Genomic DNA, 21,127 nt, shown 5'->3' with positions numbered 1-21,127 from the left:
TTAATAATGAAATTATTCTATTTTAAAAGTATGTGAAAGCGATTTTTTAATGTGAGCTATATCACTTTATTTGAGCGATTTAGCTTTATCTCATCCTTTAATGATAAAAACGGGTAGTGAGTTATTCTGCTGAATATATTGATTTTGGAGTTTTATTGTTTTTATACATTTTGTATAAAAAAAGACAAATTGAATTTTTTCTAATAAGGTCTATTTATCGCTGACATTGCTATCGTCTATGTCGCTTGGTTTTTGTATTATTTTTATGAATGTATGTGTCATGAATAGACTCGTTGAGAAAAAATAGAGGGTTAAATCAAACAAAGTAATGAGAAATAACCACTCTGAGTAAGATTTCTGAATGTTCCCCACTGCGCCAATTCATTTTTGGGTTATCATTCCATAGATTCAATATATTGGAGTTTTCAATGAAATTGCTCAAAGGGCTTGCCCAATACTACGTTGACTTAATGATGAGGCTGGGGCTAATTCGCTTCTCATTGTTGTTAGCTTCTGCATTAGTTGTTTTAGCGATGGTTGTTCAAATGGCGGTGACATTCTTGCTTGCAGGTGATGTTACCAGTATTGACCTTGTTCGCTCTATTTTCTTTGGGTTGATTATTACGCCTTGGGCTGTCTATTTTCTCTCTGTTGTGGTTGAACAACTTGAAGAGTCACGACGCCGTTTATCTCGTATGGTGGATAAACTGGGTGTAATGCGCCAGCGCGACTTAGAGCTTAATTCTCAATTAAAAGAGAATATTGAGCAATTAAACTTGGAAATTCAAGAGCGTGAAAAAGTTGAAAAAGCGCACCTTGAGCTATTAGAAAAACTAAAAAGTGAAATGAAGCGTCGTGAGTTGACGCAAATCGAGCTTGAACAACAATCCTCACTTTTACGCTCATTTCTAGATGCCTCGCCAGACTTAGTTTACTACCGTAATGAAGATAATGAATTCTCAGGATGTAACCGCGCGACAGAATTACTGACGGGTAAAAGTGAGAAACAACTTATCGGTTTAACACCACTTGATGTGTATGACGAAGATATTGCGATAAAAGTGATGGAAACGGATGAAAAAGTCTTCCGTCATAATGTGTCTCTCACTTATGAGCAGTGGTTAGTTTATCCTGATGGGCGTAAAGCTTGTTTTGAACTGCGCAAAGTGCCGTTTTATGATCGTATTGGTAAACGCCATGGCTTAATGGGCTTTGGACGTGACATTACAGAGCGTAAGCGCTATCAAGATGCGTTAGAGAATGCAAGCCGTGATAAAACTACCTTTATCTCAACAATCAGCCATGAATTGCGTACACCGCTAAATGGTATTGTTGGATTAAGCCGTATCTTATTGGATACCGAGCTTTCACCAGAACAACTCAATTACTTAAAAACCATCCATGTGAGTGCGATTACGTTAGGGAATATATTTAATGACGTGATTGAAATGGACAAAATTGAGCGTAGAAAAATTCAGTTAGATAACCAACCAATTGACTTCACTGAATTTATTTCTGATTTAGAAAACCTCTCTGGGCTGTTAGTTCAGCCAAAAGGATTGAAATTCACACTCGAAGCAGAAGAAACGCTACCACATAAGATAACTTCTGATGGGACTCGATTACGCCAGATTTTATGGAATCTCATTGGTAATGCGGTGAAGTTTACTCAAGAAGGTGAAATCAAAGTGCGTATTTGGCAAGAAGCGCCAGATAAGTTGTTCTTTGAAGTGAAAGATAGCGGAATTGGCATTCCAAAAAGTGAGCTTGAGAAGATTTTTGCCATGTACTATCAAGTCAATGATAGCCAAGGTGGTCGTTCTGCAACGGGAACCGGTATCGGACTTGCTGTCTCAAAACGCCTAGCACAGCATATGGGCGGTGATATTCGTGTTGAGAGTGAGTTAGGTGAGGGTTCTACCTTTACCCTCTCTATCGTCGCTCCTGCGATTGAAGAGCATCACGATATCGAAAGTGATGATGAGCTCTTATTACCGGCTTTAAATATTCTGCTTGTTGAAGATATTGAACTTAACGTGATTGTTGCTTGCTCTGTTTTAGAAAAACTGGGCAATACCGTTGATGTCGCGATGACCGGACAAGAAGCATTATCGATGTTTAAGCCCGATGAATATGATTTAGTGCTATTAGACATTCAATTACCCGATATGACAGGGTTCGATATTTCAAGAAAATTACGTCAAGAATTCGACAGTAATGAGCTTCCTCCTCTTATCGCTTTAACCGCCAATGTGTTGAAAGACAAAAAAGAGTATTTGGATGCGGGAATGAATGATGTGCTAAGCAAACCTCTTTCTGTGGATGCACTTACCGCAATTATCAATAAATTCTGGGGTGATGGTGCGGTTTCTGTACCATGTAATGAGTCATCGGAATTGTTGAATAAAAATGAAGAATTATTAGATATAGACATGCTGAATCAATACATCGAACTTGTCGGACCTCAATTAATCACTGATGGTCTAGATGTTTTTGAAAAGATGATGCCAAGTTATATGTCAGTCCTTGAATCTAACCTAACAGCGCGTGATGAGAAGGGGATTTCAGAAGAAGGACATAAAATTAAAGGTGCGGCAGGGTCTATAGGTTTAAAACATTTACAGCAACTCGCTAAACAGATCCAATCATCGGAATTACCTGCTTGGTGGGACAATGTACAAGAGTGGGTAGATGAGCTAGAAAGAGATTGGAGAAAGGATGTGGAAAGTTTAAGAAACTGGTTATCAGACACTAGAAAAAAATAACCCCAACCGAAGGTTGGGGTGCGCGAATACTGCGCCAACACCAGGGAAACTTTTACTATCCGCTTTTTTGATTCTCATTACATAGGCGAATAGGATGAAACTATTCCATACATCATACAAGCAACAAAATAGCAAAGATAAGTTTTTTTGTTACAAGAAACATTTAAATATGTGATGCCGATTGGTGTTTACACCTATAAATGGGTAACTAGTAATCTACTACAAATGGAGAAAGATATGAAATCAATTGCGGTAATTTTAAGTGGCTGTGGTGTATTCGATGGGAGTGAAATCCATGAGTCAGTGCTCACAATGCTTGCTTTAAGCCAAAATAATGCTGAAGTTCATTATTTTTCACCTAATGATTTACAACCAACTGTAATTAATCATATTACAGGTGAAGAAAAATCAGAAAAAAGGAATATGATGGAAGAATCTTCTCGTATTTCTCGTGGAAAAATCTCCCCTTTATCAGAGGCAAAGGCTGAAAACTTTGATGCTGTCATTATTCCGGGTGGTTTTGGTGCGGCAAAGAATCTGTGCAATTTCGCAACAGAAGGAAGTCACTGTGAAATTAACAAAGATCTCTTAAGATTTGTACAAGCAATACATCAGCAAAATAAACCATTAGGGCTAATGTGTATTGCACCTGTAATGTTACCAAAAATGTTAAATTCTCCAGTAAAGTTAACAATTGGGAATGACGCAGAAACCGCTCGTGCAATTGAAAAGATGGGGGGTGTCCATATAGATTGCCCTGTTGATGATATTGTTGTTGATGAAAAATATCGTGTTGTCACAACACCTGCGTACATGCTTGCACAATCTATTGCACAAGCACAGGTTGGTATTGAGAAACTGGTTAAGAAAGTCCTTGAGATGGCGTAAAACGTAGGTAAAAACAGCAGATGGTACTGGTGAGAAAGTTAAAGAAACTATTAATTATTTTAATTGCTTTATGGCTGTTAACAGTTGTGCTGTTTTCTTTTTTACCTGTACCTTTTTCTGCTGTTATGGTTCAAAGACAAATTTCTGCTTGGAGTGAGTTTGATTTTTCTTATGTATCTCATTCCACTTGGGTCAGTGAAAAAGAGATAGCTTCCGTGATGTATTTAGCTGTTATTGCTTCTGAAGATCAAAATTTTCCCAAACATTGGGGCTTTGATTTTGATGCTATTGAGAAAGTTTTTAAAAAAAATTATAACAACGGGAAAACATTACGTGGTGCATCGACTATTTCTCAGCAAACGGTCAAAAATCTCTTTTTATGGGATGGTCGTAGTTGGATAAGAAAAGGGCTCGAGACCGGAATGACACCCATTGTCGAGCTTATTTGGTCAAAAAAACGTATTTTAACGGTGTATCTGAATATTGTTGAGTTTGGTGATGGGATCTTCGGCGTAGAGCAAGCTTCTCAACACTATTTTAGAAAGCCTGCGAAACAACTGACAAGCCATGAAGCTGCATTATTAGCCGCAGTATTACCTAATCCGCATATTTATCATGTAAATAAACCTTCTGCTTACACCTTAAAACGACAACAGTGGATCTTAAATCAGATGCGACTAATGGGGGGAATATCCTTTTTAAAGAAAAATAATTTGTCATAACTCTATAAGGTTTGAAATATTTTTCTATTAGGCTCCGCTATCTTCTCTGATAACTTCGTTATCGCAGAGGGATCGTTAGATTGACGAGACTGAATGCGAAATTGTGAAGGTGTCATACCGTATTTACGTTTAAACGCATCGCAAAAATAGGCATTACTGCCAAAACCACAGCGATGACTTATTTGAAAAACAGAGTAATTGGAAAAGGTGAGGTAATTTAAAGCAATACCCATTCTGACATCCAGTAATAACTGACAGAATGAAACGCCTTCTTTACTTAAATGTCGACGTAACGTTGATGGCGTTGTGAAAAGTGTTTTTGCTACATCTTCTAAATGCCATTTTCTTTGCGGATCTTGCGTAATTAAATGCGTAATTGCCTGATTTTTCGGCTCATCATAGTTAAATCGAAAGATATTTAAAATATCGATACCTTCTTGATACACCGCCATCAAAATAAAAAATAAACATTGTTGCATAAACATGGTTTCTTGAGATGGAGAACCATGTGGTAGCGGTAAGCACTGTTTTAAAATGCCAAAATTACTTTTTATCACTTCAGGCGTTGATAAATGGTAAGCAGGAAGGTGGCTTGTCAGTGGGGAGCTAGATTTAATTAAAGGTTTTAGTAAAGAGAAAACAGATTGAAGCTCTGTTTCACATAATACAAGCGTGTGTAGTTCGATAGATTTATGCGTAAATTGGTTGACTATATCGCAAGAAACTTGACTGTACTTCGGAATAATAAGCGTTAAATGGCTAGAGACATCAATAGATTGTCCATTGATGCAAATCGTACCTTTTGCGCCACTAACCATCGCTATCATCGGGTTTTCGATGTAAAACGTTTTTAAAGACATTTGGTTAGAGGACAGAATGTGTTTGTATTCCATGATCTCTGATATACCGTAGGCAAGTTAAGCATTCATCTTGTTTAAATGAACAATACTCAAAATTAGCTCATTTGTTGTATAAACTGATAAGCCACGTCTAGAATAATAATTAGAGAGATTATTCTAATTTAAATTAGTGTTGTCATGCAAAGCAGAATGAGAGTGAAGCAGAACATAATCTTGTTGATAAAACATGACAATATAGATATTTGCTCATTTTTTACATTTATTTTAAACAGTGTCATTTTTTCTAAATAAATTGTTATTTATTCAAAACGCATTTTTCGTAATAAGGTGTAAAATCGCGCGTCACAGACGAAGGAGATTATCCTGTTCTTAGGATATCACTGTTTGTCTTTTATCCACACCCTATCCAACATTCATTAGCTTATTTTCTATTTGATTTTGAATGAATCAATCTTATGGATAGCGCTGTATGTATTCACGTATTTTCCTGATTTATTGATAATTTTGCCGAGTTGGCAGGAGTGAGTATGTCTGACTTTTCAGGGAAGGGTTGGCTTGCTGAAATCGTTTTACGTTATGAAGTAAAACGCGAAATAACACGTCTTACAGAAAAGCGCCATATCGGCCCATTAATGGTTCAGCGTCCTTTTTATCCTGAGCAAGGAATTGCACACACTTATTTGCTTCATCCCCCCGGCGGGGTGGTGGGTGGCGATAACCTATTGATTAATATTGATGTACAACCTCAAGCGCATGCATTGCTCACAACCCCCGGAGCGACTAAGTTTTACCGCAGTGCTGGCGGTGTAGCTCGGCAAGTTCAAACCTTAAACGTGGCAGCTAATGGCTTTTTAGAGTGGTTACCTCAAGAAAATATCTTTTTTCCTGAAGCGCAAGTTCGCCTAGAAACGCATATTCATCTTGCATCTACAGCCAAATTTATTGGCTGGGAAATCCAATGTTTTGGTCGCCCTGTTTTAAATGAATGGTTTGAAAATGGCAATGTAAAAGGGCGTTTAAATTTCTATATTGATGAAAAGCTGACATTAACTGAGTCGATTTTTGTTGATGGTTTGCAAAAAAGATCGGCTGCTATGCGTGAATTTCCGATGTTGGGGTCACTTTATATTTATCCCGCAACGGACGAATTAAAAAGCCTTATTCAACAAACTATCGAGGCTTTCTCGGCTACTTACGATCAGGTTATCGAATATGGTTTAACGGACGTAGATGGCATTTTAGTTTTACGGTTATTAGGCTCCCAAACAGAGCCGATGATGGCGTGTTTTGCTCAAGTTTGGCAAACCGTCAGACAACACTGGTTAGGGTATTGCCCTGAGCCACCTCGTATATGGGCGACATAATCGTTAATTTTAGGAGCAGAAATGGAATTAACACCAAGAGAAAAAGATAAATTACTGCTTTTTACAGCAGGTCTTGTTGCTGAAAGACGTTTAGCGAAAGGGCTCAAGCTTAATTATCCTGAAGCGGTTGCACTGATCAGTTGCGCCATTATGGAAGGGGCGAGAGAGGGAAAAACGGTTGCTCAACTGATGAGTGAAGGGCGCACTGTTTTGACAGCGGAACAAGTGATGGAAGGCGTGCCAGAAATGATAAAAGACATTCAAGTGGAATGCACATTCCCTGATGGTACAAAACTTGTTTCTATTCATGATCCTATTGTGTAGGTAACAACATGATACCCGGTGAAATTAGAGTTAACCAAGCATTAGGCGATATCGAACTTAATGCAGGTCGAGAGACAAAAACAATCCAGGTTGCTAATCATGGCGATCGACCCGTGCAAGTCGGCTCTCATTATCATTTTTATGAAGTGAATGAAGCATTGAAATTTGAACGAGAGGACACATTAGGTTTTCGTTTAAACATTCCAGCGGGCATGGCGGTTCGTTTTGAACCCGGTCAACGCCGTACTGTTGAATTAGTGGCTTTTGCAGGAAAGCGTGAAATTTACGGCTTTCATGGCAAAGTGATGGGTAAATTGGAGAGTGAGAAAAAATGAAAACTATCTCACGTCAAGCTTATGCAGATATGTTTGGTCCCACAACTGGCGACCGTTTGCGATTAGCCGATACTGAGCTTTTTCTTGAAATTGAAAAAGACTTCACCACGTATGGCGAAGAGGTCAAATTTGGTGGGGGTAAAGTTATTCGTGATGGTATGGGGCAGAGCCAAGTCGTCAATGCTGAATGTGTTGATGTGCTTATCACAAACGCCATTATTTTAGACCATTGGGGGATCGTAAAAGCGGATATCGGTATTAAAGATGGTCGCATTGTGGGGATCGGTAAAGCAGGTAATCCTGATGTACAACCTAATGTGGATATTGTTGTCGGACCTGCCACAGAAGTGGTTGCGGGCGAAGGTAAAATTATTACCGCAGGTGGCGTTGATACGCATATTCACTTTATCTGCCCTCAACAAGCACAAGAAGGTTTAGTGTCGGGTGTCACCACGTTTATTGGTGGCGGTACCGGACCGGTTGCAGGAACAAATGCAACTACAGTAACCCCGGGTATTTGGAACATGCATCGCATGTTAGAAGCCGTTGATGAGCTCCCGATTAACGTCGGTTTATTTGGTAAAGGCTGTGTGAGCCAACCTGAAGCCGTTCGTGAACAAATTGAAGCGGGTGCTATTGGTCTAAAAATTCATGAAGACTGGGGTGCAACACCAATGGCAATTCACAACTGCCTTAATGTTGCCGATGAAATGGATGTGCAGGTTGCTATTCACTCTGACACTTTAAATGAAGGTGGTTTCTATGAAGAGACGGTGAAAGCAATAGCGGGTCGTGTGATCCACGTTTTCCACACCGAAGGTGCAGGAGGGGGGCATGCACCCGATGTCATTAAATCAGTCGGCGAACCCAATATTCTCCCTGCCTCCACTAACCCAACAATGCCTTATACCATTAACACGGTAGATGAGCATCTTGATATGTTGATGGTTTGCCATCACCTTGATCCTTCTATTCCTGAAGATGTGGCTTTTGCTGAATCTCGTATTCGCCGTGAAACCATCGCAGCAGAAGATATCTTACATGATATGGGGGCGATTTCTGTTATGTCGTCGGACTCACAGGCAATGGGGCGCGTAGGTGAAGTGATCCTTCGTACTTGGCAATGTGCACACAAAATGAAATTACAACGAGGCACATTAGAAGGTGATACCGCTGAAAGTGATAATCATCGGATTAAACGCTATGTGGCGAAATATACGATCAATCCGGCTTTAGCACATGGTATTGCACATGAAGTCGGCTCTATTGAAAAAGGAAAATTGGCTGATCTGGTTTTATGGGACCCGGCTTTCTTTGGTGTGAAACCGGCACTGATCATGAAAGGCGGCATGGTGGCTTATGCACCAATGGGTGATATTAACGCGGCTATTCCAACGCCTCAGCCTGTGCATTATCGTCCAATGTATGCGTGTTTAGGTAAAGCAAAATATCAAACGTCGATGATCTTTATGTCGAAAGCGGGGATCGATGCAGGTGTACCTGAAAAGCTAGGCTTAAAAAGCTTAATCGGTCGTGTTAAGGGTTGTCGTAATATCACTAAAGCGTCGATGATCCACAATAGTTATGTGCCTCATATCGAACTTGACCCTCAAACCTATATTGTGAAAGCGGATGGTGTGCCATTAGTGTGTGAACCTGCAACGCAATTACCCATGGCACAACGCTATTTCCTCTTTTGATTAGCGTTTTACCGAGAATGTAGAGAATGAAAAGATTTACTCAACTTATTGATAAACAAAAAGCGCTTGAAACAGCAACGCCAGAAAAACAGGCTCTTACTTTGTGTTTGACGATGGATGAAAGAACTAAAAGTCGTTTAAAAGTGACATTAAGTGATGGGCAAGAAGCAGGGCTATTTTTGCCTCGTGGTACAGTGCTAAAAGAGGGCGATATCTTATTATCGGAAGATAATACACAGGTAACGATTGAAGCTGCAAAAGAGCAAGTTTCAACAGTATATAGTGACGATCCCCTGTTATTGGCACGAGTTTGCTACCACTTAGGAAATCGTCATGTTCCATTACAAATCGAAGCGGGCTGGTGCCGTTATTTTCATGATCATGTTTTAGACGATATGGCGAGAGGCTTAGGCGCCAATGTGGTTGTGGGATTCGAGAAATACCAACCTGAGCCAGGCGCTTATGGTGGATCGTCAGGTGGTCATCATCACCATGCTCATGACGATCATCATCATCACTAATCATTTGAATAAGGGAGCCTATTGATGCTTGCAGATCTGCGCTTATATCAATTAGTCAGTCCTTCTTTACCGGTGGGATCGTTTACTTATTCTCAAGGGTTAGAGTGGGCGATTGAAAAGGGGTGGGTTTGTTCGCCCCAAACCTTAGCGGATTGGCTAAGCACCCAAATGACTGGCACTTTAGCAACGTTAGAGCTCCCTATCTTACGGCGATTACAAGAAAGTTTGGCACAAGCCAAAATGAGTGAAGTGAAATATTGGTGTGATTTTATTGTCGCAAGTCGTGAAACTAAAGAGTTAAGACAAGAAGAACGCCAACGAGGTATCGCTTTTGCTCGTTTACTTCCTCAATTAGATATTGAGTTAGATGAGACTTTACTCGCGTGTGTAAAACAGACACAACTTATGGCATTTGCGTTAGCTGCGGTGAAATGGCGTATTTCCGCTGAAAAGTTATGCTGTGCTTACGCTTGGGGGTGGCTCGAAAATACAGTGATGTCAGGCGTAAAACTGATCCCTTTAGGGCAAAGTGCGGGGCAGAACATATTGTTTACATTAGCAGAGCAGATCCCTGCAATTGTTGAGCAATCTGCACATTGGTCAACGGAAGATATTGGGAGTTTTACACCCGCGCAAGTTATTGCCAGTAGTCGCCATGAGACACAATACACTCGACTTTTTCGTTCATGAGAAATCTATATGCAAGAATATAATCAACCACTACGTATTGGTGTTGGTGGTCCTGTTGGATCAGGAAAAACAGCACTGTTAGAAGTTCTTTGTAAAGCAATGCGCGATACTTATGAAATCGCAGTTGTGACTAACGATATTTATACTCAAGAAGATGCCAAGATCTTAACACGCGCTGAAGCATTAGATGCGGATCGTATTATTGGTGTTGAAACGGGAGGTTGTCCTCATACTGCTATTCGCGAAGATGCTTCAATGAACCTTGCGGCGGTTGAAGAATTAGCCATGCGCCACAAAAATCTTGATATCGTTTTTGTGGAGAGCGGTGGTGATAATTTAAGTGCGACATTTAGCCCTGAACTTGCTGATTTAACCATTTATGTGATTGATGTGGCCGAAGGGGAAAAAATTCCACGTAAAGGTGGCCCCGGTATTACCCATTCTGATCTGCTTGTGATCAACAAGATCGATCTCGCACCTTATGTTGGTGCATCATTAGAAGTCATGGAATCAGACACAGCAAGAATGCGTCCTGTGAAGCCTTATGTTTTCACAAATCTAAAAGAAAAAGTAGGCTTGGAAACGATTATCGATTTTATCATTGATAAAGGGATGTTAAGACGCTAACGGCTTGTTGAGTAAAGGCGAGTTTTAGCCGAGAAAGACACTGTCAGTATCGGTCATTTTATTATAAAGACCGATACTGTCAGGATAATTTAAAAACGAGATTAGTAATGGGATCAGTTAAGATAAGTAAATGCAGTAGTTACTTTTACTACGCCTTTGGTTTCACTGGCAATTTTTGCAACAGCTGCCCCTTCTTGGCGAGTTAAAATACCAAATAAGAACACTTCACCATTTTCAGTGATCACTTTTACAGAAGAGGATTTTACTGAATCACTGCCTAAAATTTGAGAGCGAACTTTGGTGGTTAACCATGTGTCTGAAGACGCTGTACCTAATGTCACAGGCTCACCTTGGCGAACTTCATTGTAGACGTTATTCACGCCTTCAACCTGACTTGCGACTTGTTTTGCCGTATTCGCAACAGACATATCAGGGCTTTGACCCGTTAATAAGATATTGCCTTGATAAGCCGTCGCCACAATACGCGAATTGCTTTTCTTGATCTGTTCGTTTTTGTTTAGAGCACCAGAAACACGTGCTTCCAAAGTACCATCGTCAACTTGTTGCCCTAATGAGCGAGGATCGGTTGCCGTTTTACCCGCAACTGCGGCAGTGCCGACAACCGCGGCGCCGATACAACCTTGCAGTAAAAGTGCAGAACACAGCACTGCGGTGATAGGAAGCAATTTCATAGTAACTCCTTAGTCATCCTGATGTGGGAATAATGTATTATCAATTAAATCACAGAGACAATTGACTGTTAGCATCTGAACTTCCTGTATTCTGACGGTGCGTTGAGATGGAATACGAATTTCAACGTCTTGAGGACCCAATAATCCGGCAAGCTCTCCGCCATCATAACCGGTTAATGCCACAATGGTCATATCTCGTGTAACAGCGGCTTCAACGGCTTTAATAATACTTCTGCTGTTACCGTGAGTTGAGATAGCAAGTAGCACATCTCCAGCTTGTCCTAATGCACGCACTTGTTTTGCATAGATTTCATCGTGCTGCTGATTCCCCATAATTGCAGTCATCACAACGCTATCTGTGTTTAATGATAATGCAGGCAAGCTTGGGCGTTCAGTTTCAAAACGATGGATCATGCTTGCGGCAAATCGCTGTGCTGTTGCTGCTGAGCTACCGTTTCCACAGCTTAATATTTTATGGCCGTTTAACAAAGATTGAACCATCATCATGGCGGCTCTGGAAATGGCATCTGGTAATGCTTCTGCTGCTGCAATTTGAGTTTGAATACTCTCTGTAAAGCAGACTTTGATTCTATCAAGCACGTTAAGACCTATATAATCTAATTTAACGAATAAATTCCGTATAATCGAGAATGTTTTTTAACCATATTAACTGGCGTTGATTAAATGCACAAATATCAAAACGACAGTCTGACGTCTCGATACTTTCTTGGCGTTGTGCTAACCAACATTTAGCTGTACGCCATAAGCGACGTCGTTTTGAGGTAGTAATAGAGCTTATTGCATCACCAAATAAGATGTTACGTCTAAAACGAACCTCAACAAATACCCATGTCCTCTTTTCCTGCATAATAAGATCAATTTCGCCACAGGGATATCGGACATTACGCTCAATTAATATTAATCCTTGTTGGCGTAAATATTTTAGCGCTTTTTGCTCATAGTATAGCCCTAAAAAATAAGGGCTTTTAGAAAAAATCATCCATGATTTCCTTCTTTGTCTTACTCATAAAATAAACCGCCTTTATGGCGGTTTATTTTAATGATAACGAAATACGTGCATTACTGTGCAACAGGTTCAATCTTACCTTGTTTAAATTGCATCCAAGGAAGTTCTCTATAAACAGTACAGTTGTTTTCAACACGTAATGAACCTGAAATACCATTAAAACGCAATGAACCTTTTGTTAGGTCATTGTAATTGTTTGCTAATGACCATGCATCAATTCCCATGGCATAAAGACGCATTAATGAGTAATCGTTCGCAAATTTGCTTGAGGCTTTTTGCATTAACGGCAAATTAGCACCAGTCATCAATGGAATATCACTAAATTGAATCCCCTCCATCTCCATACGGAAATCAGGACCAGTTCCACCTTGGTTACTACGTGAACTTACATAAATGGGTGGACGTTTTTTGGTGCTGATCGCCATATCAATCATGGGTTTAATTAAGGTTAATTCATCGCTAGTCGCAATAATGTAAACCGAATCAATGGCACCACCCGCAGATGGAATAGATTGAGTCTCTAATGGTAAAGGTGCATTAGCGGTTGGTAGAACAGGCGTACCTGTCATACGAATACCCACACCGCGGTTAATAGAGGCTTTTAAGCTTTCAACAGAACTAAACGTTTGTTGTAAAACGGTGCCGCCACCTGTGTGTTGCCACTCATCAGCAAATGTTTGTGCCATTCGTTGACCAAATTTATTATCAGGAACAATAATTAATGGGTTTGATTTTTGTTGCTGACGTAAGTGTTGCGCCGCATTGCGGGTTTCATCTTCGGGTGAAAGAGAAAAGAAGCAAACAGTTGTTGCTGAAGGAACACTCTCTAATTCATTTAAGGCTAACACTGGCAAACCACTTTGAAGCTCAATGGTCTTCATGACTTCCGGTTTTAGCAGTGGACCGACAATTAAGTTGGCGCCATCTTGTTGTGCTTTTTTCAGCAAGACATCAATAGGTTGACTATTGGTATCATAAACAATCACTTGGCGAGAGTTTTGCGCAATAGGATCAAGCTGAACGGTCATATTACCTGAAAAAGTTTCCGTTTCTTTTTCTTCTTTTACTTGATTTGTTTCACTATTGTCAGTGGACGCTTTCGTGGTATCTGAATTTGTTGCAGACGTTTCAGTATTGCTAATGCCTAATTCTTCTAAAATTGAGGCTAGGCTGTCATCATTTTTAGGGGCTTGAGGTTCAGGCATTGCTTGCGGTTGTGGTAAGCCACTTTGCGCATCAAGGAAGCCTTGACGAATAGCCTCACCAAAAACTTTTGCTTGCCCTGTTAAAGGTAATAATAAGGCGATTTGGCTACTCGTACTTACAGAGGGTTGTGAAAGACGTAATAATGATGCTGGAAGTGTTAATGCAGCTGGATTCCGAGGATAGCGAGTCTGCCATTCTCTCACCGCTGTTGATAACTTATCCGCATCATCTTTGTTGTATTCATAGGTATTCAGTAAATCTAACCAACCTTGCAGCGTATTCTCATCTGCTTTAATAACGACACCACGACGTTGTTCTGGTGTGAGTTTGGTTAGTGTGAGCCATGTGTCATCAATATTTTTCTGATGCAGTTGAGGATCAGTAATTAATGTTTCTAACCCAATATAGGCTCTAATAACATCTAAAGATGCAAGCCCTTGAGAATCATCAATCACTTTTTGAAATTGTTTCATCTCCATTTCTGCTTTTGCAGCGGGAGTGAGAGGTTGTTCTTGTTGCCCCGTCAGGGTACAACCTGACATAATCAACGCAGAGAGTATCGCAGTATAGGATAAACCTGTTTTAAAACGCACAAAAATTGAGGAAAGCATACTGTACCCAGTGATGTTTTATAATTATGCTCAATTTTAAATCGGTCATTCGGAATAAACAATGAATCAACCTAATCGAGCAGCGGTAACGACATCCACACTGTACATAGTACCCACACCTATTGGTAATCTGGGCGATATCACCCAGCGGGCACTTGATGTGCTGTCTCATGTCGATTTAATTGCTGCAGAAGATACCCGTCATACAGGGCTTCTATTACAGCACTTTGCCATTAACGCACGTTTGTATGCGTTACATGATCATAATGAACAGCAAAAAGCAGATCAATTAATTAGCAAATTACAGCAGGGGCTAAGTATCGCATTAGTCTCTGATGCAGGTACACCATTAATTAACGATCCTGGCTATCATTTAGTCAATCAATGTCGTAAGAATGGCATAAATGTTGTGCCATTACCCGGCGCTTGTGCTGCTATCACGGCACTTTCTGCGGCAGGACTTCCTTCTGATCGTTTTTGTTATGAAGGTTTTTTACCCGCAAAAACAAAAAGTCGTCAGGACTGCTTACGTGCATTATCAGAAGAGCCTCGTACATTGATTTTTTATGAATCAACACATCGGCTGTTAGATAGTTTAGCTGATATGGTGACAGTTTGGGGTGAAGATCGCTACGTAGTATTAGCGAGAGAGCTCACAAAAACGTGGGAAACTATTCAAGGTATGCCTGTTGGTGAATTGCTTAAATGGGTTCTTGAAGATGAAAACCGCCGTAAAGGTGAAATGGTATTAATTGTTGAGGGTTATGAAAAACCTGTTGATGATGATTTTTCCCCAGAAGTATTACGGACACTCGCGATTTTACAAAAAGAGTTACCACTGAAAAAAGCGGCAGCAGTTACTGCTGAGATTTATGGCGTGAAGAAAAATGCACTTTATAAACATGTCATTGAGCAAAATGGTGAAGCTCAAGACGAGTAAAGTGATTTTTTAGCTTCTTTTGCTATACATTTTCTACCAAAATCCCTATAATCCGCACCCTGAGTTGACTAGACAACCGCTGCTTTATCGTTGTCCCTTCGGGGAGACGGATAGAGGGGAGGAAAGTCCGGGCTCCACAGGGCAGGGTGCCAGATAACGTCTGGGAGGCGCGAGCCTACGACAAGTGCAGCAGAGAGTAAACCGCCGATGGCCTGTTTACAGGATCAGGTAAGGGTGAAAGGGTGCGGTAAGAGCGCACCGCGCAACTGGTAACAGTTTGTGGCATGGTAAACTCCACCCGGAGCAAGACCAAATAGGGGTTCTTATGGTGCGGCCCGCATTGAACCCGGGTAGGTTGCTGGAGCCAGCGCGCAAGTTCTGGCCTAGATGAATGGTTGTCCACGACAGAACCCGGCTTAACGGTCAACTCACCTCATAAAAAACCCTCGATTCACGTTGTGTTTCGAGGGTTTTCTGTTGTTAAGCCAATCTAAATCAACAATCACGAAATAATATCAATAAACAAGCCACGAAACTCAGCCGAGCTTTTTAACGTGATGCTGTGGCTATCTTGAATAAACGCGCCATCGCCACACTGGATTTGCCCATTTTCTTGTGTGGACGTTTGCAAATAGGTGCCGCCTTTTATGGATTGTAAAAAGCCTTTCTGTCCTTTTATTGGCAATGTGATCTCATCGCCTGCTTGCAAATGAATATGATAAAGCCAAATTGTCTGCCTTAACATTAACGAGCCATCATCACCGGCAGGTGAAGCTAACAATTGATATTTTAAGTTTTCATCTAATACCAATTTTTGTGAGGCTACACTTTCTTGTTGTGGACAGGCATTTAACCATAACTGAATACGGGTTAATGGCGTATCAGGACTGCTGTTTTTCTCTATATACGTATCTGTATTATGCGGTGAAATAAGTAAGCACTCATTTTCTTTTGCCGTTACAGTACGTCCCATATTATCAAGGTATGTTGCTTCTCCTTGAAGAATAAGATTAACCACATCAACATGAGGATAGGTCTTTGCTTTAAATTCAGAATTTGGAGCAAGCACTTCTTGGTTGAGAACTCTTAGGGTGCCATAGTCTAAAAAATGAGGGTCAAAGTAGTGGCCAAAGGAAAATGTGTAGCGAGCTTGTAGCCAACCATAATCCGCTTTACCACACTGTTGTGCTGTTCTGTATTTTATCATAGCGGTATTTTTCGAGTAGATTATCAATATATTTATCATAGAGGTATGGACTGTCTATTGTTAGCAAGTTAATCTGGTGCCTATAATCAAATTATTTGATAGAGATAAGTATAATGAGTAAAGACAAAGCCATTACGTTGGAATCTTTACGAGTGATGGATGCCATTGATCGTAGAGGGAGTTTTGCAGCCGCCGCTGATGAACTAAATCGAGTTCCATCGGCACTCAGTTATACCATGCAAAAATTAGAAGAAGATTTAGATGTTGTCCTTTTTGACCGTTCTGGTCATAGAACAAAATTTACCAATGTTGGCAGAATGCTGCTTGATAGAGGACGCATATTACTTGAGGCAGCTGACAAATTGACCTCAGATGCAGAAGCTTTAGCCAGAGGTTGGGAGCCACATATTACTATTGTTTGTGAAGCACTCACCCCGGCATCTCGACTCTTTCCGTTGGTCGATAAATTAGCTGAAAAATCCAATACCCAACTTTCGCTAGTCACTGAAGTATTAGCAGGGGCATGGGAAAGCTTAGAAAGTGGTAAATGTGATATTGTGATTTCACCTGATATGCATTTTCGCACTTCATCAGAAATCAATTTTCGCCCTTTATACAATACCACCAGTGTTTATGTTGCCAGCCCAGATCACCCCATCCATAACGAGCCTGAGCCATTGGCAGAAGAAACTCGCTTAAAATATCGTGGCATTGCCATTGCAGATACCGCAAGAGAGCGCCCAGTTTTAACTGTACTGCTATTAGATAAACAGCGTCGTTTAACGGTCAGTTCTATTGAAGATAAACGCCGTGCTTTAATTGCGGGGTTAGGTGTGGCGACGATGCCGATTGATTTAATTGAAGATGATATTAAAGAAGGGCGTTTACGTGTTGTTGGCCCTGAATATCATCATGAAAATAATATTATTATGGCATGGCGAAGAGACAGCATGGGCGAAGCTAAATCATGGTGCTTACGTGAAATACCTAAACTCTTTGCGAATAATAAAAAATAGTTTTTTACTTAATAAGGTTTAGGTTTGAGCTATAAATAAAAATAGAGACACGAATATTAGGCGGAAGCTTCCGCCTAATTAAAAACGGTTCATTCCACCGCGACTAATACACAGCCATTTAAACAACCGCATTGCACTTTATGTCCTTCTAATGCGACAGGGATATTGTTTATTTTCATCATCGTATCCCCTTCAACAATTTTGCCTTTTTGCTGACAAGCAGGGCAATAGACGTCATCACCAAGGCAAGCTATTTCATAAAGTTGTTTTGCTAATAAAGAACCACTTAATACGGTTCCTTTGGTATTGGTGGTATCATTTTTTAAGATGATTTTTCGTCCTTGAATTGTGCTACGCATGTTTATATATCCTTTTATAAATTATTAACATCAAACTTAACTAAAAAATCTAAATAGAGTGCTTAATTGCTTCCGATAATTTATCTTCGATTTCTTTACAAGGTGGCAGCTCTTTATCAACCAGAACAACTTGTTGTTCTATTTGTTTATCGAGATCTTTAGGAATAGGCGCTTCTCTAAAAATAGAATATTTTTTTCTTGTATACTTACCTTCAATCAAAGGTGCTAATCCATAAAATAAATATTTGGTTATATATCCTAATCCCCATGCTTTATCATTGCTGCTTCCGCCGCCTAAAAAACTAAACATCGTTAAGTTGGGATAATATTTATGTTCTATTAATTTTTGATTTTCATCAACGCGATATAAAATAAGTGCTAATGTCGGCTTAATATCTGCAAAATTGATTTGAGAATATTTAGCAACATAAACATTCATTTTCATATCCCAAGTATAAAATAATTGTTTTTCTCGGTCACATATTAGATAAGGTCGGTTTCTAGCAATAAAGCCAAAATAAATCATTGGTAATGAACATAATAGTGGAGTTAATAATAAAAATAAATCTAAGAGAATACTTTTTTCTCTTATAAATGAGTTACTATAGTAATAATAATCCCAATAATTTAAAAAAGAAAGTCTCCCATTTTGAATATACTTTTTTTCTAGTTCATCATTATCCCTATGCTGAGGTAATATAACTATGTTATTTTTATTATCTTTTTTCTCTAATATTCTAAGAAAAATAGATTCTGTATTTTTCCAAGGATCAATATAAATTGTTTTAACACCATAGCTGAAAGCCCAAAGTAAACCGATAACAAAAGGGATCGCTAGCATAGTCCTGCCATTAGAAAAAGCATGGCGTATGACTAATCGTAAATTATCTATTTTTTCCACAAAATCAAGCGCACCAGCTTGATATTGAGTCATTTTTGATGTTTCTGTTTGTAATAGTGATCCACAATGATCACTGAGTTTGTGCTTTAGTTCCATGGATTCCCCTTTGATCTAAGTTTCATTAATCCATAATGTTTTACTTCAAGATCTGAAATTTCATTATCATCCCAATCGTATCGTAAGGGTACAATATTATCTTCAAATGGTCTGTAATAGAAAAAGATTTCATTTCCATAATAAAAATTTTCTGGTGTTTTTATAACCATTTCTAAGATAGAACTTCCATTATTATCAATGTAGTTATTTTTTATATTCTCATTAAACTCAGCATCTAGTTCTGTGTAATCTATTTTTTTGTATACACTATTATCGTAATGAAATAATTTATTTTTTTCTCTGTATTCGGTATAAACACTCGGAATTCTTGATGTCATTTTACGACAAATTTGATAAAAAATCTGAGAATCATAAGGTATGAAATTATTTAATTCCATTTTAATAATTAGTTCTTTAACACTGTATTCCCATTCTAATTTGGGCATATAAAAAATATTCATAAACTCTTGATTTTCTATTAAAAAACCATTGCTTACCTTAATTTCTTCACTATCTATTAGTTTAAATCTTTTATTGAACTGACCTTTTTCTGTATTCCAAAATGGATATTTATCTGAATTTCCCCAAAAACTACATTTAACTAATGCTTCCAAATCACCCCATGTCGTTGCTAGATCACCAACTGTTCCTACTAACATTAAAGCAGTTCCTAAAAATATAAAAATAGGCCATAGAGCTAATTGGAAAAATATAGCACCAAGAGTTCCAATAGCTAATAAGCTATAACCAGCACCAGTAATCCCTTTAAAAATACTATTTAAATCATTTCCAATTCGCCAAGAATTATAAGCTTCATAAAAAGATATCCCCGCTAATACGGTAAAGCTGACTGTTGATAAAAATCGGAAGCTTTTTATAATAGAAAGCTCTCTTAATTTAGGTGATTTAGGAATATTAGCAATAGAACGAATTATTTTATTGTTAGCCAATAACTTCATTTTTTGTAGTTGTTTTGCTCCCATTATCCATGTTTTCCCAGCTGTTTATTACTTTTTTTATAGTAAATATATCTTTTTCTGCATAGTCGATAAATTCAAAAACGGTTATATCCATTCCTAATATAGAGAATATTTCTTTATTTATATCTTTAATAGGTAAAATCTTATGGTTTTCCATCATATTTATCTCTTACTTTTATAAAAACTTTCAATCTACTATGTAAATCATCGAGAAAAACATTATGATTCGATTTCATTAATAAATAAATTTTTAATACAAAAACTTAGATAGTAATATAGTATTTTACAAAATTAAACATAAATTTCTTCAAGAGGTATTTCTATATAAAAATCTTTTTCTAATGCTTGATAACTTTCTTCTCCATATATGGACTTCCACACAAAAATATAAAAATCACGCACATTCATATTATCTGGCAATTTAACAAATGTTGGAGATTTATTATAGGCGCCTGCTAATTTTTCATCTGGATAGTAATTAATAGCATATTTCAAGCTTTCCTTTATTCTTAATTTTATTTTATATGAAAATAAATTAAGCTCGGGAATAAGTACATTCTCAACAATAGAACAAATACTTTCTTTATTATTTAAATTTAAATTCAAATAATATTTATCAGTATTACAATCATCTCCTAATGGAGACCAAAAAATACGGATATAATAATAACCTATTTTTATTTTTTTCATTCTTTTTCCACTCCAAAAATACTATATAACTCTCCAGTTCGTCTATCAAAAACGGCTCTAACTACTGAGGTCTCAAAATACTCACCCTCTTTGTTATACCCTTCCGCAACTATTCTCCCCATATTAAAATCAAACTTACCGCTTTTGTTTATTTCAGGATCATATAATTCATCATCAATTTTACTATGTTTTGCGCCTTTAATTTGTAATGAAACATCACCTTCAATTAAGGATTTTTGTGTTCCTTGCATAATAAGGTGATCGTCACCGGCAATTTCAGTAAAACGTTGGTTATCGATACGGTGCTTGAAATTATGCTGTGTATGCCAATGACTATCATGTTGCACATGAATATTTAAATCCCGCTGCGCATGTAAATACACTTCTTCGCGTCCGCCGGCATCCTCAAATCGCAGTTCATTAAATCCTGTGCCTTTATGCGTCTTTGTACGAAAAGTGGTTCGAGTTTTATCTTTGGGTAAATCTAGTGGTGGGGCATTGCGACCGTTATAAGTACAGCCCGTAATAATCGGTCTATCAATATCACCATTTAAATAAGAGACGATCACTTCTTGCCCAATACGCGGGATCGCCATAAAGCCGTAG

General features: G+C 38.7%; 24 protein-coding genes and 1 other RNA gene. 13 read left to right on the top strand and 12 right to left on the bottom strand.

Annotated features, from left to right (window positions below):
* Positions 1-428: 428 nt before the first annotated feature.
* From arcB to mtgA, 3 genes are all read left to right on the top strand, one after another.
* Positions 429-2,765, top strand: coding sequence for an aerobic respiration two-component sensor histidine kinase ArcB (gene arcB, locus DK865_RS17170; RefSeq protein ID WP_023582856.1), 2,337 nt, complete (start codon positions 429-431; stop codon positions 2,763-2,765).
* 237 nt (positions 2,766-3,002) lie between these two features.
* A complete protein-coding gene (elbB, locus tag DK865_RS17165; protein ID WP_109392424.1) occupies positions 3,003-3,653 on the top strand; it encodes an isoprenoid biosynthesis glyoxalase ElbB in 651 nt (216 codons plus the stop codon).
* Positions 3,654-3,673: 20 nt separating this feature from the next.
* A complete protein-coding gene (gene mtgA / locus DK865_RS17160) occupies positions 3,674-4,375 on the top strand; it encodes a monofunctional biosynthetic peptidoglycan transglycosylase (protein ID WP_109392423.1) in 702 nt (233 codons plus the stop codon).
* 2 nt (positions 4,376-4,377) lie between these two features.
* Here mtgA and DK865_RS17155 read toward each other — a convergent pair whose 3' ends face one another.
* Positions 4,378-5,268 (bottom strand): AraC family transcriptional regulator, encoded by an 891-nt coding sequence (locus DK865_RS17155; protein WP_023582853.1) that lies wholly within the window; start codon positions 5,266-5,268, stop codon positions 4,378-4,380.
* Between the two features lie 494 nt (positions 5,269-5,762).
* Between DK865_RS17155 and DK865_RS17150 the strand changes: the two genes are divergently transcribed.
* From DK865_RS17150 to ureG, 7 genes are read left to right on the top strand one after another with little or no spacing between them, the layout of a single operon-like run.
* Positions 5,763-6,599 carry an urease accessory protein UreD gene (locus DK865_RS17150; RefSeq protein ID WP_023582852.1) on the top strand — a complete coding sequence of 279 codons (837 nt, stop codon included), beginning with the start codon at positions 5,763-5,765 and terminating at the stop codon, positions 6,597-6,599.
* A gap of 21 nt (positions 6,600-6,620) precedes the next feature.
* On the top strand, positions 6,621-6,923 hold the full coding sequence (locus DK865_RS17145) for an urease subunit gamma (RefSeq protein ID WP_023582851.1): 303 nt from the start codon (positions 6,621-6,623) through the stop codon (positions 6,921-6,923).
* Between the two features lie 8 nt (positions 6,924-6,931).
* Positions 6,932-7,258 (top strand): urease subunit beta, encoded by a 327-nt coding sequence (locus tag DK865_RS17140; RefSeq protein ID WP_109392422.1) that lies wholly within the window; start codon positions 6,932-6,934, stop codon positions 7,256-7,258.
* Positions 7,255-8,958, top strand: a complete 1,704-nt coding sequence (gene ureC / locus DK865_RS17135; protein ID WP_109392421.1) for an urease subunit alpha — start codon at positions 7,255-7,257, stop codon at positions 8,956-8,958. The genes DK865_RS17140 and ureC overlap by 4 nt, the downstream gene beginning before the upstream one ends.
* 26 nt (positions 8,959-8,984) lie before the next feature.
* Entirely contained in the window at positions 8,985-9,479 is a 495-nt protein-coding gene (gene ureE / locus DK865_RS17130; RefSeq protein ID WP_109392420.1) for an urease accessory protein UreE, read from the top strand.
* 24 nt (positions 9,480-9,503) lie between these two features.
* Positions 9,504-10,169, top strand: a complete 666-nt coding sequence (locus DK865_RS17125; RefSeq protein WP_162556640.1) for an urease accessory protein UreF — start codon at positions 9,504-9,506, stop codon at positions 10,167-10,169.
* 9 nt (positions 10,170-10,178) lie between these two features.
* Positions 10,179-10,796 carry an urease accessory protein UreG gene (gene ureG / locus DK865_RS17120; RefSeq protein ID WP_023582846.1) on the top strand — a complete coding sequence of 206 codons (618 nt, stop codon included), beginning with the start codon at positions 10,179-10,181 and terminating at the stop codon, positions 10,794-10,796.
* A 113-nt stretch (positions 10,797-10,909) separates the two neighbouring features.
* Here the strand turns inward: ureG and dolP are convergent, their stop codons facing one another.
* The 4 genes from dolP to DK865_RS17100 all read right to left on the bottom strand — a co-directional run bounded on the left by dolP (position 10,910) and on the right by DK865_RS17100 (position 14,332).
* A complete protein-coding gene (gene dolP / locus DK865_RS17115) occupies positions 10,910-11,488 on the bottom strand; it encodes a division/outer membrane stress-associated lipid-binding lipoprotein (protein WP_023582845.1) in 579 nt (192 codons plus the stop codon).
* 9 nt (positions 11,489-11,497) lie between these two features.
* Positions 11,498-12,088 carry a DnaA initiator-associating protein DiaA gene (gene diaA / locus DK865_RS17110; protein WP_004245257.1) on the bottom strand — a complete coding sequence of 197 codons (591 nt, stop codon included), beginning with the start codon at positions 12,086-12,088 and terminating at the stop codon, positions 11,498-11,500.
* A gap of 22 nt (positions 12,089-12,110) precedes the next feature.
* Positions 12,111-12,488, bottom strand: a complete 378-nt coding sequence (locus tag DK865_RS17105) for a YraN family protein (protein WP_023582844.1) — start codon at positions 12,486-12,488, stop codon at positions 12,111-12,113.
* 80 nt (positions 12,489-12,568) lie between these two features.
* Positions 12,569-14,332 carry a penicillin-binding protein activator gene (locus tag DK865_RS17100; protein ID WP_036913933.1) on the bottom strand — a complete coding sequence of 588 codons (1,764 nt, stop codon included), beginning with the start codon at positions 14,330-14,332 and terminating at the stop codon, positions 12,569-12,571.
* 61 nt (positions 14,333-14,393) lie between these two features.
* Here DK865_RS17100 and rsmI point away from each other — a divergent pair, with 61 nt between their 5' ends.
* Together rsmI and rnpB are read left to right on the top strand one after the other, a co-directional pair.
* Positions 14,394-15,272, top strand: a complete 879-nt coding sequence (gene rsmI, locus DK865_RS17095; RefSeq protein WP_023582842.1) for a 16S rRNA (cytidine(1402)-2'-O)-methyltransferase — start codon at positions 14,394-14,396, stop codon at positions 15,270-15,272.
* A 60-nt stretch (positions 15,273-15,332) separates the two neighbouring features.
* Positions 15,333-15,707: RNase P RNA component class A (gene rnpB / locus DK865_RS17090), an RNA gene on the top strand.
* Positions 15,708-15,774: 67 nt separating this feature from the next.
* On the opposite strand, the gene DK865_RS17085 is transcribed toward rnpB, so the two are convergent.
* A complete protein-coding gene (locus DK865_RS17085; protein ID WP_109392418.1) occupies positions 15,775-16,479 on the bottom strand; it encodes a pirin family protein in 705 nt (234 codons plus the stop codon).
* Positions 16,480-16,592: 113 nt separating this feature from the next.
* Here DK865_RS17085 and DK865_RS17080 point away from each other — a divergent pair, with 113 nt between their 5' ends.
* Positions 16,593-17,495 carry a LysR family transcriptional regulator gene (locus tag DK865_RS17080; RefSeq protein WP_023582840.1) on the top strand — a complete coding sequence of 301 codons (903 nt, stop codon included), beginning with the start codon at positions 16,593-16,595 and terminating at the stop codon, positions 17,493-17,495.
* Between the two features lie 89 nt (positions 17,496-17,584).
* On the opposite strand, the gene DK865_RS17075 is transcribed toward DK865_RS17080, so the two are convergent.
* The 6 genes from DK865_RS17075 to DK865_RS17050 form a co-directional block, all read right to left on the bottom strand.
* Entirely contained in the window at positions 17,585-17,854 is a 270-nt protein-coding gene (locus DK865_RS17075) for a PAAR domain-containing protein (RefSeq protein WP_023583310.1), read from the bottom strand.
* Between the two features lie 49 nt (positions 17,855-17,903).
* On the bottom strand, positions 17,904-18,851 hold the full coding sequence (locus tag DK865_RS17070; RefSeq protein WP_109392417.1) for a hypothetical protein: 948 nt from the start codon (positions 18,849-18,851) through the stop codon (positions 17,904-17,906).
* Positions 18,842-19,834, bottom strand: a complete 993-nt coding sequence (locus DK865_RS17065; protein ID WP_162556639.1) for a hypothetical protein — start codon at positions 19,832-19,834, stop codon at positions 18,842-18,844. Before DK865_RS17065 ends, DK865_RS17070 begins: the two co-directional genes overlap by 10 nt.
* Positions 19,794-19,991, bottom strand: a complete 198-nt coding sequence (locus DK865_RS17060) for a hypothetical protein (protein ID WP_109392415.1) — start codon at positions 19,989-19,991, stop codon at positions 19,794-19,796. The genes DK865_RS17065 and DK865_RS17060 overlap by 41 nt, the downstream gene beginning before the upstream one ends.
* A gap of 131 nt (positions 19,992-20,122) precedes the next feature.
* Positions 20,123-20,521 (bottom strand): hypothetical protein, encoded by a 399-nt coding sequence (locus tag DK865_RS17055; RefSeq protein ID WP_109392414.1) that lies wholly within the window; start codon positions 20,519-20,521, stop codon positions 20,123-20,125.
* Positions 20,518-21,127: bacteriophage T4 gp5 trimerisation domain-containing protein (locus tag DK865_RS17050; protein ID WP_228407813.1), on the bottom strand; the 610-nt coding region annotated here is incomplete at its 5' end. The genes DK865_RS17050 and DK865_RS17055, both read right to left, overlap by 4 nt.

The sequence above is a fragment of the Proteus cibi genome, from assembly GCF_003144405.1.
GTDB lineage: Bacteria > Pseudomonadota > Gammaproteobacteria > Enterobacterales > Enterobacteriaceae > Proteus > Proteus cibi.
Note: the sequence above shows the minus strand (reverse complement) of the source record. Positions and strands in the feature narration are given on the sequence as shown.

Coding starts and splice junctions, on each gene's coding strand:
- DK865_RS17155 (WP_023582853.1), bottom strand. CDS start 5,268: ATGGAATACAAACACATTCTGTCCTCTAACCAAATGTCTTTAAAAACG.
- DK865_RS17140 (WP_109392422.1), top strand. CDS start 6,932: ATGATACCCGGTGAAATTAGAGTTAACCAAGCATTAGGCGATATCGAA.
- DK865_RS17070 (WP_109392417.1), bottom strand. CDS start 18,851: ATGGAACTAAAGCACAAACTCAGTGATCATTGTGGATCACTATTACAA.
- DK865_RS17080 (WP_023582840.1), top strand. CDS start 16,593: ATGAGTAAAGACAAAGCCATTACGTTGGAATCTTTACGAGTGATGGAT.
- DK865_RS17145 (WP_023582851.1), top strand. CDS start 6,621: ATGGAATTAACACCAAGAGAAAAAGATAAATTACTGCTTTTTACAGCA.
- arcB (WP_023582856.1), top strand. CDS start 429: ATGAAATTGCTCAAAGGGCTTGCCCAATACTACGTTGACTTAATGATG.
- elbB (WP_109392424.1), top strand. CDS start 3,003: ATGAAATCAATTGCGGTAATTTTAAGTGGCTGTGGTGTATTCGATGGG.
- mtgA (WP_109392423.1), top strand. CDS start 3,674: ATGGTACTGGTGAGAAAGTTAAAGAAACTATTAATTATTTTAATTGCT.
- DK865_RS17150 (WP_023582852.1), top strand. CDS start 5,763: ATGTCTGACTTTTCAGGGAAGGGTTGGCTTGCTGAAATCGTTTTACGT.
- DK865_RS17065 (WP_162556639.1), bottom strand. CDS start 19,834: ATGGGAGCAAAACAACTACAAAAAATGAAGTTATTGGCTAACAATAAA.
- DK865_RS17125 (WP_162556640.1), top strand. CDS start 9,504: ATGCTTGCAGATCTGCGCTTATATCAATTAGTCAGTCCTTCTTTACCG.
- rsmI (WP_023582842.1), top strand. CDS start 14,394: ATGAATCAACCTAATCGAGCAGCGGTAACGACATCCACACTGTACATA.
- ureG (WP_023582846.1), top strand. CDS start 10,179: ATGCAAGAATATAATCAACCACTACGTATTGGTGTTGGTGGTCCTGTT.
- DK865_RS17100 (WP_036913933.1), bottom strand. CDS start 14,332: ATGCTTTCCTCAATTTTTGTGCGTTTTAAAACAGGTTTATCCTATACT.
- dolP (WP_023582845.1), bottom strand. CDS start 11,488: ATGAAATTGCTTCCTATCACCGCAGTGCTGTGTTCTGCACTTTTACTG.
- DK865_RS17060 (WP_109392415.1), bottom strand. CDS start 19,991: ATGATGGAAAACCATAAGATTTTACCTATTAAAGATATAAATAAAGAA.
- ureE (WP_109392420.1), top strand. CDS start 8,985: ATGAAAAGATTTACTCAACTTATTGATAAACAAAAAGCGCTTGAAACA.
- ureC (WP_109392421.1), top strand. CDS start 7,255: ATGAAAACTATCTCACGTCAAGCTTATGCAGATATGTTTGGTCCCACA.
- DK865_RS17055 (WP_109392414.1), bottom strand. CDS start 20,521: ATGAAAAAAATAAAAATAGGTTATTATTATATCCGTATTTTTTGGTCT.
- DK865_RS17085 (WP_109392418.1), bottom strand. CDS start 16,479: ATGATAAAATACAGAACAGCACAACAGTGTGGTAAAGCGGATTATGGT.
- DK865_RS17105 (WP_023582844.1), bottom strand. CDS start 12,488: ATGATTTTTTCTAAAAGCCCTTATTTTTTAGGGCTATACTATGAGCAA.
- DK865_RS17075 (WP_023583310.1), bottom strand. CDS start 17,854: ATGCGTAGCACAATTCAAGGACGAAAAATCATCTTAAAAAATGATACC.